Raw genomic sequence first — 10,901 nt, forward strand, 5'->3', positions numbered from 1 at the left:
GGCATCGCCAAGCCCACCAACGGCCCCCGCGGCGAGCGGATGCTGGCGCTGACGCCGGTGGCCTTCCACACGCAGCCGCCCAACGGGTCGCTGATCGTGACCTCGGGCGACGGTGGGCTCTACCCGCGCGGCATCCCCGTCGGCCGCGTGGCGGGCGCGGGGCGCGCGGAGGGCGGCTGGCAGCGGGTGTACTACATCCGCCCCCTGGTGAGCCCCGCGCAGATGTCGCACGTCCTGATCCTGGGCGCGCCCACCACGGCGCCGACCGACCAGGACCTGGCGGCGGCGTGGGGGGTCACTCTCAGCGCGGCCGAGCGAGACTCCGCGCGCGCCACGGGCCCGGCGGTCTCGCCCGACGCGGCGACGCCCACGGCTCCCACGCGCCCGCGGCCCCGTGCCGCGGCGCCGCGCACCCAGCCGCGGCAGCGCCCGGCGATCGTGGACCCGACTCCGGAGCTTCCCGGGCGCGTGGTGGACCCGAACGCGCCCCGGGTGCCGCCGGGGCTTCCGGCGCCGACCAACCCCTGACCGAGCGGCGGACTATCGATGACGGAAGGAACGCGGTGGCAGTTCGTGGGACTGATCGCGGGGCTGGTGATCCTCCACTTCGTGCTCAAGGTGGGGCTCGGGCTGGGGTTCTACGTCCCCGACCTGCTGACGGTGGCGCTGCTGCTGGCCGCGCGCCGCATGCGCGCCGGCTCCGCCGCCGGGCTGGGGGTGCTCTTCGGCGTGCTGGACGGCGCGGTGAACCCCTTCACCATGGGGGCCAGCGCGCTGGTGCTGGCGGTGCTGGGCTACCTGGCCTCCCGCTCGCGCGAGGTGCTGGCCGGCGACTCGCCGGTGCTCCTGCTGGCCTTTCTGGGGCTGGGGAAGTACCTGTTCGACCTCTTCCTTTGGGGAGTGCTCTCTTCGCGGTCCCTGGCGGGGCCCGCGTCCGTGCTGTTCACCCTCTCCCCGCTGGCGGCGCTGTACGCCGCGGCGGCGGGGCTGGCGGCCGTAACCGTGTACCGCGCGCTGGTGTAGGGGTCCGTCTATGAGAAGGTACAGGGCGCTACGGCTGGGGGACCCCATCCTATTCGCGCTGGTGGTGGCGCTGGCGGTCTTCGGGATCGCCATGGTGTTCAGCGCCGGCGTGGTGGACGTGGGGTACACCCGCGCCCAGGGGGCGTGGCGCGCCCAGATCATCTGGTTCTGCCTTTCGCTGATCCTGGTGCCGCTCATCCTGCGCGTGCCCGTTGGATGGCTGGAGTGGGCGGCGCAGCCGGCCTATGCCCTTGCCCTGGTCCTCCTCCTCCTGGTCCCCGTCATCGGCTCCGGCGGCGAGACGACGGGCGGCATCAAGAGCTGGATCGTGATCGGGCCGCTGCGCCTGCAGCCGGCCGAGCTGGCGAAGCTGGCCACGGCCATGATGCTGGCGCGCGTGCTGGGCGAGTGGCGCGAGCCTCCGCGCACGCTGTGGGCGCTGTGGAAGCCGATCGTGGTGGTGATGGTGCCGATGGTGCTGGTGCTGGCGCAGCCCGACCTCGGCTCGGCGATGGTGTTCGGCTCGATCCTGGTTTGGTGCCTGTTCTGGGCCGGGACGCCGCTGATGACCATCTTCTTCCTGGTGAGCCCGGCGCTCTCGCTCTTCATCTCGATCAACCCGATCGTATGGGGCGTGTACATCGTGGTGCTGCTGGTTCTGCTGCTGTACCGCGACGCCTTCCTGGCGGAGAAGGCCTCCATCTGGATGGCCAACGCCGTGGCGGGCGGCGTGGCGCTGCCGCTGTGGAACACGCTGAAGCCCTACCAGAAGAACCGCCTGCTGGTCTTCCTGGACCCGATGATCGACGCGCGCGGAGCGGGGTACAACCTGATCCAGTCGCGGGTGGCTATCGGGAGCGGGGGGTTGTGGGGGAAGGGGTTCCTGGACGGCTCGCAGAAGCGGCTGGCCTTCCTTCCCGAGCAGCACACCGACTTCATCTTCGCCGTGGTGGGCGAGGAGACGGGGTTCATCGGCGTGATGGCGGTGCTGGTGACGTTCGGCCTGGTCTTCTGGCGGCTGATCCACATCGCCGAGCGCTCGCGCGACCCGTTCGCCTCGCTGGTGCCGATCGGGCTGCTGGGGAGCTGGTTCGCGCACGTGCTGGTGAACGTGGGGATGACGGTGGGGATCATGCCCATCACCGGCATCCCGCTCCCCTTCATCTCGTACGGCGGCTCGTTCCTGCTGCTGAACATCACCGCGATGGCGGTGGTGCAGCGAATAGCCGCGGAGACGGCGAGGTAGCGGGCGCCGAAGTGCGTCCCGGAGTTCCACGGGGGGGTGCGTTAGTGCGTTAGTGCGTGAGTGCGCTTGGATCCAGCGCACTTGCGCACTTGCGCACTGACGCACTCACGCACTTTCCCCGCACAATCCTATATCCAGCTCCGAACCCCATGGCCTGGTTCCGCAAACCCAAGACGCGCCTGCAGGCGGCCGACCGGCGCGACCTTCCCGGCGACGTGTGGGAGAAGTGCCCCGCGTGCGGCGACATCCTGTACCGCGAGAAGCTCAAGGAGAACTGGAACGTCTGCCCCACCTGCGCCCATCACATGCGGCTGCCGGCCAACGGCTACGTGGCGCTGCTGGTGGACGAGGGGACGTTCCGCGAGCGCGACCGCGACCTGCGCTCCGCCGATCCGCTCAAGTTCGTGGACCTCAAGGCGTACAAGGACCGCCTGGCCGCCGCTGAGCGCAAGAGCGTCCACGGCGAGGCCGTCATCACCGGCGAGGGGAAGCTGGACGAGATCCCCGTGTCGATCGGCGTGATGGACTTCGCTTTCATCGGCGGGTCGATGGGCTCGGTGGTGGGCGAGAAGCTGGCGCGCGCCGGGCTGCGCGCGCTGGAGAAGGAGCAGCCGCTGATCATCGTTTCCGCATCCGGCGGGGCGCGGATGATGGAGGGGATCTTTTCGCTGATGCAGATGGCGAAGACCTCCGCCGTGCTCGCGCAGATGGACGAGGCGGGGCTCCCCTACATCTCCATCCTTACCGACCCCACGACGGGTGGCGTTACTGCGTCGTACGCCATGCTGGGCGACGCGAACCTGGCCGAGCCGGGGACGCTGATCGGCTTCGCGGGGCCGCGCGTGATCGAGCAGACGATCAAGCAGGAGCTCCCCGAGGGCTTCCAGCGCGCCGAGTTCCTGCTGGAGCACGGGATGCTGGACCGCATCGTGGACCGGCGGAGCATGAAGCGCGAGGTGTCGCGCCTGCTGCGGCACATGATGGCGCTTCCCGCGCCGGAGGACTTCGCGCTGAACATGGCTCCCGACGCCCCATGATGCGCGCGGACGAACCCGGGGCCTGGCTCTTCGCCCGGCCTACGGGCGGCATCCGCTGGGGCCTGGAACGGACGGAGGCGCTCCTCGCCGGTGTGGGTGATCCACACCGGCGTTTCCGTTCGCTCCATGTCGGCGGCACCAACGGCAAGGGCTCCGTCAGCGCCCTGTGCGACGCCGCCCTGCGCGCCGCCGACCCGCGCCGTACAGTGGGCCTCTACACCTCGCCGCACCTGGTCTCCTTCGCGGAGCGCATCCGCATCGGCGGCGCGCCGGTGGAGCGCGACCTCCTGCTGGCGTGTGAGGCGCGCCTGCGTCCCGCCATCGAGGAGTCGGGCGCCACCTTCTTCGAGGCCACCACCGCCATCGCCTTCCTCTGCTTCGCCGAGGCGGGTGTGGACGCGGCCGTGGTGGAGGTGGGGCTGGGCGGCCGCCTCGACTCGACCAACGTCCTCACCCCCGTCGCGACCGCCGTCACCAACGTCGGCATCGACCACACGGAGTACCTGGGCAACACTCCCGGCGAGATCGCGTGGGAGAAGGCGGGGATCTTCAAGCCCGGCACCCCCGCCATCGCCGGCGAGTCGGAGCCGCTCCCCCTCGGCGTCCTCCGCCGCCGCGCGGAGGAGGTCGGCGCCCCCTTTCTCGTGCTCGACGACGTCGCGCGGGTGGACGACGTGCGCCTGTCGCTGGAGGGCACCCGCTTCCGCCTGTCCTCCGCGCGCTGGGGCGAGCGCGAGGTGCACACGCCGTTGATCGGCGCGCACCAGGCCCGCAATGCCGCCCTCGCCGCCGAGCTGCTCGGCATCCTCCCCGACGACCTGCGGCCGGGGTGGGACGCGGTGGAGGCGGGGCTGGCGGGGGTGCGCTGGCCAGGCCGGATGCAGGTGGAGGTGAGGAACGGCCTCACCTGGGTCTTCGACGTCGCGCACAACCCCGCCGGCGTCGAGTCGCTGGCCGCCACGCTCGACGCGCTGGAGCTCCCTCGTCCGCGCGTCCTCCTCGCGGCGATCCTCTCGGACAAGGACTGGCGCGCCATGCTCCCGCCCCTCGTGGCCCGCGTGGACGCCGTCGTGCTCACCGTCGCCCCCACCGCCCCCGACTCCCGGCGCTGGGACCCGGAGGCGGTGGCGGCGTCGCTGGAGGTGCCGGCGGGGGTGGCGGTGCGGGTGATTCCGGACTTCCCGACCGCCCTCCAGCGCGTGACGACGATGGCGCCGTACGGGACGGTGCTGGTGACGGGATCGGTGCACACGGTGGGGGATGCGCTGGGGGAGTTGGGGGTGTGGGTGTAGGGGCGGGGGCGGCGAGGCCCCCTCCCCCGCTCGTTCCTCGCGACCCCTCCCCCTAAACTGCCTGGGGGAGGGGTGGTGGCCCAGGTTGGTTACCGGTGGTGTGATCCGGGGTATCTGTATGGATGTACTCTAAAAGGATTCGGAAGACGACGGCTGAGCTGGACGCTCGGGCGAAAGAGCTGCGGCGGCGGGAAACGCCGGCGGAGCGGGTGCTGTGGCGGCGGCTGCGGAAGGCGCAGGTGATGGGCTACAACTTCCGGCGACAGCACCCCGTCGGGCGTGCCATCCTCGACTTCTACTGCCCAAAAGGTCGCCTCTGCGTGGAGCTGGACGGGCCGATCCACGACCGCACGCACGAGTACGACGCCGCGCGGGACGCCAACCTCGCCGCCCACGGCGTCCGTGTCATACGCTTCCGCAACGGCGAGATCTTCGCCGACATCGAAGACGTCCTCGCCCGCATCCGCGCCGCGCTGCCCGCGCCCCGCGACCCCGAACCTGCCGACCACCCCTCCCCCAGGTAGTTTTGGGGGAGGGGTCGCGAGGAACGAGCGGGGGAGGGGGCCCGCCGCCCGCCGCCCGCGCCCGCCCCCGTGTTGACACCACCCTCGCCCCCGTCCTACATTCGCCACAGGATACGTCGAGCGCGGTCCCACCTTTGCGGCGGGCCCGCGCTTTTGTGCGCAATGCGGCCGGATTCCTCTGGTACAGCGTCCGAGATGACTGGCAAGAACGGCTGTGTGGTGATCGTCGGCTCCCAGTGGGGAGACGAGGGGAAGGGGAAGATCGTCGACGTCCTCGCGGAGGAGGTGGACGTCGTCGCGCGGTATCAGGGCGGTGCGAACGCTGGGCACACCGTGCACGTGGGGACCGAGGAGTTCATCCTCCACCAGATCCCCTCCGGCATCCTGCACCCCAACCGCCGCTGCCTGCTGGGGAACGGCGTGGTGCTCGACCCCTTCCAGTTCTTCCAGGAGCTGGACAAGCTCACCGCCCGCGGCATCGACGCCGCGCCGCGCGTGGGGGTAAGCGGTCGCGCGCACCTCCTCCTGTCGTACCACAAGCTGCTGGACCGCGCCGCCGAACAGCACCGCGGCGCCGGAAAGATCGGAACCACGGGGCGGGGGATCGGGCCGGCGTACGAGGACAAGGTGGCGCGCCAGGGGATCCGCGTGGCCGACCTGCGCGATGCCGCCCGCGCCGAGGAGCGCCTCCGCGCCGCCGCCGTGCGAGTCAACGAGCGGCTTTCGCTGCTGGCCACCGATGAGCGGGTGGATGCCGATGCGCTGGTGGCGGAGGTGATGTCGATCCGCGAGCGGCTCCTCTCCATCATGGTGGATACGGGGCGCGTGATCCACGACGCGATCCGGGCAGGCGAGCGCGTGCTGCTGGAAGGTGCGCAGGGGGCGCTGCTGGACGTGGACCACGGCACCTATCCGTACGTCACGTCTTCCAACACGACGGCCGGGGGCGCGGCGCTCGGCGTGGGCGTGGGCCCTACGGCGATCGCCGAGGTGTACGGAGTGGTGAAGGCGTACACGACCCGGGTGGGCGAAGGCCCGCTTCCCACCGAGTTTCAGGGGGAAATGCAGGAGAAGATCCGCAAGCTCGGCGGGGAGTACGGCGCGACGACGGGGCGGCCGCGGCGCTGCGGGTGGTTCGACGCGGTCGTGGTGAGGTACGCGGCGCGGGTGAACGGGCTCACGGGGCTCGCGGTCACCAAGATGGACGTGCTGGACACGCTGCCCGAGCTCAAGGTCGCGGTGAGCTACCGCGCGGGCGGGGAGTCGCTGGAGGACTTCCCCGGCGACCTCGGGCTGCTGGAGGAAGCGCAGCCGGAGTACGAGACGATGGAGGGGTGGCAGACCTCCACCGCCGATGCGCGCCGCTGGGACGACCTGCCGCCGGCCGCGCAGGCGTACCTGCGCCGCATCGAGGAGCTCACCGAGGTGCCGATCCGCTACGTCTCCGTGGGGACGCGCCGCGACCAGATCATCCACGTGGAGCGATGACCCGTCCTCGAAGTTCGCGTGGATGGGACCGGAAGGGCGCGGCAATGGGGCCGCGCCCTCCGCTCGTTTTTCGAAGGGGAATACCGCGTTGACCGACCTGGACGCCGAAGCCGTCCTCGCGCTGGTGAAGCCCTCCGTCCGCGCGATGGGGGCCTACACCCTGCGCCCGTACGAGCCGCGCATCAAGCTCAATCAGAACGAGAACCCCTGGGACGTTCCCGACGAGGTCAAGGCGCGCATCGCCGCCATCCTCGCGGACCGGCCGTGGAACCGCTATCCGCCGTTCGTCGCCTCCAACTTCATCGCCGCGGTCAGCGAGGCGACGGGGTGGCCGGCGGAAGGGATCCTGGTGGCGAACGGATCGAACGAACTGATTCAGTCCGTGCTCGCCGTGGTTGTGGGGCCGGGAACCTCCGTCGTCATCCCCGAGCCTACGTTCACGCTGTACCGGCTGATGACGGAGGTGAACGCGGGCGTGGTGGTCTCCGTGCCGCTCGCCGCCGACCTGCGCTTCGACGTGGACGCCATCATCCGCGCCGCGCGCGAGAGCCGGGCGGCGGTCGTGGTCCTGTGCACGCCCAACAACCCTACCGGCGCGGCACTGTCGCTGGACGAGATCTCGCACATCCACGACGAGGCGAGCGGGCTGGTGCTGGTGGACCAGGCATATGTTGAGTTCGGCGGCGCGGACGCGATCTGCCTGCTCGAATCGCACCCGCGGCTCGTCGTGCTGCGCACCTTCAGCAAGGCGATGGCGATGGCGGGGCTGCGCGCGGGCTACATGCTCGCGCACCCGGCCCTCGCCGCCGAGGTGAACAAGGCCAAGCTGCCGTACAACGTCAACTTCTTCACCGAAGTGGCCGCGGCCGAGGTGCTGCGGGCCCGGCATCTGCTGGAGCCGGGGGTGGCGAAGCTGCGCGAGGAGCGCGACCGGCTGATCCGCGAGATGTCCGCGATCCCCGGCCTGCGCGTGTACCCGAGCGAGGCGAACTTCTGGGTCTTTCGCGTGGAGTCGCCCAACATCACCCACACGCAGCTCTTTCAGCGGCTGCTGGACGAGCACGGCATCCTGATCCGCGACGTGAGCAAGTACCCGATGCTTGAGGATTGCCTGCGCGTCAACGTCGGCGCGCCGGAGGAGAACGACGCCTTTTTGGGCGCCGTCCGCGCGATCATGGAGGAGGCACGATGAGCCGCGTCGGCACGAGGGAGCGAAGCACTCGCGAGACGCAGATCCGCGTGCGTATCGAGCTGGACGGCACGGGAAAGGCCGAGGTGAGGACCGGCGTCGGCTTCTTCGACCACATGCTGGACGCGCTGGCCCGCCACGGGATGTTCGACCTGGAGGTGGAGTGCACGGGAGACCTGCACATCGACGCGCACCACACGGTGGAGGACGTGGGAATCGCGCTGGGCGGCGCGTTTTTGGATGCTCTGGGCGACAAGCGCGGCATTGTGCGCTACGCGGATGCCACCGTGCCGCTGGACGAGGCGCTGGTGCGCGCGGTGGTGGACGTATCCGGCCGCCCCTTTCTGCACTTCCACGTGCCGCTCCCCGCGGGCCAGCCACGCATCGGTGATTTCGACGCGGCGCTGTCGGCGGAGTTCTGGCGCGGGTTCGCGATGGAGTCGCGGCTGACGATGCACCTGGACGGCATCCGCGGCGACAACGCCCACCACGTGGTGGAGGCGACGTTCAAGGCCGCAGCCCGCGCGCTCGATGCCGCCACCGCCCTCGATCCACGCCGCGCGGGCGAGGTGCCTTCGACGAAGGGTGCGCTGTGAAGCCGTCCATCGTCCTGCTGGACTACGGGGCGGGGAACCTGCGCTCCGTGGCCAAGGCGTTCGAGCACGAGGGCGCGGAGGTCACGCTGACCTCCGACCCCGCCGTGGCGCGTGGCGCGGAGCGGCTGGTCCTTCCCGGCCAGGGGCACTTCGGGCAGTGCATGACGCGGCTGGAGGAGAGCGGCCTGGGCGACGCGGTGCGCGAGTTCATCGGCACCGAGCGCCCCTTCCTTGGCATCTGCGTGGGGATGCAGCTCATCTACGACGCCAGCGAGGAGGCACCCGGCATCTCTGGCCTCGGCCTGATCCCGGGCACGGTGAAGCGCCTGCGCACCGACCTCCCGCTGCCGCACGTCGGCTGGAACTCGGTCGAGTTCGTGCGCACCGCGGAGAGCGATCCGGTGCTGGAGGGCGTCGCGGGCCCGAAGGCGCGCTACTTCTACCACGTCCACTCCTACGGCGTGCTGGAAGCCGACGGCGAGCACGTCCTCGGCCGCTGCACCTACGACGACGCCTTCGCATCCATCGTGCGGCGCGACAACGTGTGGGGCATCCAGTTCCATCCCGAAAAGAGCCAGGAGGACGGCCTGCGCATCCTGGGCAACTTCGCACGGCTGTGAACTGCCATTTCACACAGAGCCGCAGAGGTAAAAGAGAGAGGACACCGAGGGAGAACCAAACCTCTTTTCCTTTCTTGTAGTTTCCTCTGTGTCTCTGTGTGAGATCACCCGATCGGAGGATTGAGATGGCGGAGTTCTACAAGGGCCACGGGCTCGGCAACGACTACATCGCGCTGGAGCTGGACGCGCTCCCGTTCGACCTCACCCCGCCCGCCGTGCGCCTGCTGTGCAACCGGCACACCGGCGTCGGCTCCGATGGCATACTGGGGCGCACCGGGTCGACGGCGGCGGACTTCGGGCTGCGCATCTTCAACCCGGACGGCACGGAGGCGGAAAAGAGCGGCAACGGGCTGCGCATCTTCGCCGCGTACCTGCTGGAGCGCGGCGAGGCCAGCGTCGGCGTGCCGTTCAGCGTCGAAACGCCCGGCGGCATCGTGGAGATGACCGTCGTCGGCGCGATGGGCGGCGGGGTGCTGATGGTGGAGGCGGAGATGGGGACAGCATCGTTCCGCAGCACCGACGTGGGACTCGCCGGCGACGAGCGCGAGGTGGACAACGAGGCGCTGGAGCTGGAGGCTGGCGACGCGGTGCTCATCAACACCGTCTCCATCGGCAACCCGCACTGCGTCGTCTTCATGGACGAGCTGGACGTGGAGGACCTGCGCCGCCGCGCCCCGCAGATCTCCGCTCATCCGGCGTTCGCACGTGGCACCAACGTGCAGTTCGCCGTCCCCGTAGAGCCGGGCGCGGTGGAGGCGTGGGTCTGGGAGCGCGGGGCGGGGGAGACGCGCGCATCCGGCTCCAGCGCCTGCGCCGTCGCGGCCGCCGCCGTGAGACGCGGGATGGTGACGGAGCGCAGCGTGGAGGTGCGGATGCCCGGCGGATCGTTGCACGTGGACGTGCGCGACGACTTCTCGCTGCTGCTGCGCGGTCCGGTGGAGGGCGTGTACCGCGGCACGCTGGGCGAGGGGATGGTGGCGCGCCTGCGGGAGCTGTCATGGGGCTAGCGAAGCGCATCATCCCCTGCCTGGACGTCAAGGAGGGGCGGGTGGTGAAGGGGATCCAGTTCGAGGGGCTGCGCGATGCCGGTGACCCCGTGGAGCAGGCGATGCGCTACGACGCCGAGCGCGCGGACGAGCTCTGCTTCCTGGACATCACCGCATCGCACGAGGGGCGCTCCTCGATGCTGGAGGTGATCCGCCGCACCGCCGAGTCGATCTTCATCCCCTTCACCGTGGGCGGCGGAGTGCGCTCGGTGGAGGACTTCGTCGCCATCCTCGGCGCGGGGGCGGACAAGGTGTCGGTGAACACCGCTGCGCTGGAGAACCCGGCGCTGGTGGCGCGCGCGGCGGAGCACTTCGGCTCGCAGTGCGTGGTGGTGGCGATCGACGCGCGGAGCAGCGAGTCGTCCGCGAGCGGCTACGAGGTCTTCACCCACGGCGGGCGGCGCGCGGCGGGGATCGATGCGGTGGAGTGGGCACGGCGCGTGGAGTCGCTGGGCGCGGGGGAGATCCTGCTGACCTCGATGGACCGCGACGGCACGCGCGACGGCTACGACCTGGAGCTGCTGCGCGCGGTAAGCGGCGCGGTGCGGATTCCCGTGATCGCATCGGGGGGCGCGGGGGCGCTGGAGCACCTGGACGCGGGGCTCGCGGCGGGGGCGCACGCGGTGCTGGCAGCCTCCATCTTCCACTTCGGCGAGTACACCCTGGCCGAGGCGCGGCGCTACCTTGCGGCGCGCGGGCACGCAGTTCGCGAATAGAACGCGCGCGCTGCCACGAACCTTGCAGGAGCGCCGCCGATCCGCGTGCGCGGAAGGGTGCAGAGCTGACAGTCGCGGCCCGTGAGCCGCTCATCGAGGGAGATTGCCGTGACGGAAACGAGAT

Annotated in this window: 12 protein-coding genes; all 12 read left to right on the forward strand. The window is 70.6% G+C overall.

Translation table 11 applies throughout. The features are described 5' to 3' along the window. A partial coding sequence (locus VF647_04360; GenBank protein HEX8451306.1) for a rod shape-determining protein MreC occupies nt 1–528 on the forward strand: 528 nt, incomplete at its 5' end. Nucleotides 529–546: 18 nt separating this feature from the next. Next, nucleotides 547–1,023, forward strand: coding sequence for a rod shape-determining protein MreD (gene mreD / locus VF647_04365; GenBank protein ID HEX8451307.1), 477 nt, complete (start codon nt 547–549; stop codon nt 1,021–1,023). Between the two features lie 10 nt (nt 1,024–1,033). Further along, the gene (gene rodA, locus VF647_04370; GenBank protein HEX8451308.1) at nt 1,034–2,269 is read left to right on the forward strand and encodes a rod shape-determining protein RodA; all 1,236 of its coding nucleotides are present in this window, start codon (nt 1,034–1,036) and stop codon (nt 2,267–2,269) included. A gap of 149 nt (nt 2,270–2,418) precedes the next feature. After that, a complete protein-coding gene (gene accD, locus VF647_04375; protein HEX8451309.1) occupies nt 2,419–3,306 on the forward strand; it encodes an acetyl-CoA carboxylase, carboxyltransferase subunit beta in 888 nt (295 codons plus the stop codon). Beyond that, complete coding sequence (locus tag VF647_04380) at nt 3,306–4,598, forward strand: folylpolyglutamate synthase/dihydrofolate synthase family protein (GenBank protein HEX8451310.1); 1,293 nt, start codon at nt 3,306–3,308, stop codon at nt 4,596–4,598. The genes accD and VF647_04380 overlap by 1 nt, the downstream gene beginning before the upstream one ends. Before the next feature lie 122 nt (nt 4,599–4,720). Next, nucleotides 4,721–5,122 carry a DUF559 domain-containing protein gene (locus VF647_04385; protein HEX8451311.1) on the forward strand — a complete coding sequence of 134 codons (402 nt, stop codon included), beginning with the start codon at nt 4,721–4,723 and terminating at the stop codon, nt 5,120–5,122. Nucleotides 5,123–5,317: 195 nt separating this feature from the next. Continuing rightward, nucleotides 5,318–6,610, forward strand: a complete 1,293-nt coding sequence (locus VF647_04390; GenBank protein HEX8451312.1) for an adenylosuccinate synthase — start codon at nt 5,318–5,320, stop codon at nt 6,608–6,610. Nucleotides 6,611–6,698: 88 nt separating this feature from the next. Further along, entirely contained in the window at nt 6,699–7,802 is a 1,104-nt protein-coding gene (hisC, locus tag VF647_04395; protein ID HEX8451313.1) for a histidinol-phosphate transaminase, read from the forward strand. Beyond that, nucleotides 7,799–8,395, forward strand: coding sequence for an imidazoleglycerol-phosphate dehydratase HisB (hisB, locus tag VF647_04400; GenBank protein HEX8451314.1), 597 nt, complete (start codon nt 7,799–7,801; stop codon nt 8,393–8,395). The genes hisC and hisB overlap by 4 nt, the downstream gene beginning before the upstream one ends. After that, nucleotides 8,392–9,015, forward strand: a complete 624-nt coding sequence (gene hisH, locus VF647_04405; GenBank protein ID HEX8451315.1) for an imidazole glycerol phosphate synthase subunit HisH — start codon at nt 8,392–8,394, stop codon at nt 9,013–9,015. The genes hisB and hisH overlap by 4 nt, the downstream gene beginning before the upstream one ends. 125 nt (nt 9,016–9,140) lie before the next feature. Beyond that, complete coding sequence (gene dapF, locus VF647_04410) at nt 9,141–10,022, forward strand: diaminopimelate epimerase (protein HEX8451316.1); 882 nt, start codon at nt 9,141–9,143, stop codon at nt 10,020–10,022. Beyond that, a complete protein-coding gene (gene hisF, locus VF647_04415) occupies nt 10,013–10,777 on the forward strand; it encodes an imidazole glycerol phosphate synthase subunit HisF (protein HEX8451317.1) in 765 nt (254 codons plus the stop codon). The genes dapF and hisF overlap by 10 nt, the downstream gene beginning before the upstream one ends. Nucleotides 10,778–10,901 lie beyond the last annotated feature (124 nt).

Source organism: Longimicrobium sp., from assembly GCA_036387335.1.
GTDB lineage: Bacteria > Gemmatimonadota > Gemmatimonadetes > Longimicrobiales > Longimicrobiaceae > Longimicrobium.

Bases quoted from the DNA above. Each gene is read 5' to 3' on its own strand.
- hisF (HEX8451317.1), top strand. From the start codon at position 10,013: ATGGGGCTAGCGAAGCGCATCATCCCCTGCCTGGACGTCAAGGAGGGG.
- mreD (HEX8451307.1), top strand. From the start codon at position 547: ATGACGGAAGGAACGCGGTGGCAGTTCGTGGGACTGATCGCGGGGCTG.
- hisB (HEX8451314.1), top strand. From the start codon at position 7,799: ATGAGCCGCGTCGGCACGAGGGAGCGAAGCACTCGCGAGACGCAGATC.
- VF647_04385 (HEX8451311.1), top strand. From the start codon at position 4,721: ATGTACTCTAAAAGGATTCGGAAGACGACGGCTGAGCTGGACGCTCGG.
- VF647_04390 (HEX8451312.1), top strand. From the start codon at position 5,318: ATGACTGGCAAGAACGGCTGTGTGGTGATCGTCGGCTCCCAGTGGGGA.
- accD (HEX8451309.1), top strand. From the start codon at position 2,419: ATGGCCTGGTTCCGCAAACCCAAGACGCGCCTGCAGGCGGCCGACCGG.
- rodA (HEX8451308.1), top strand. From the start codon at position 1,034: ATGAGAAGGTACAGGGCGCTACGGCTGGGGGACCCCATCCTATTCGCG.
- VF647_04380 (HEX8451310.1), top strand. From the start codon at position 3,306: ATGCGCGCGGACGAACCCGGGGCCTGGCTCTTCGCCCGGCCTACGGGC.
- dapF (HEX8451316.1), top strand. From the start codon at position 9,141: ATGGCGGAGTTCTACAAGGGCCACGGGCTCGGCAACGACTACATCGCG.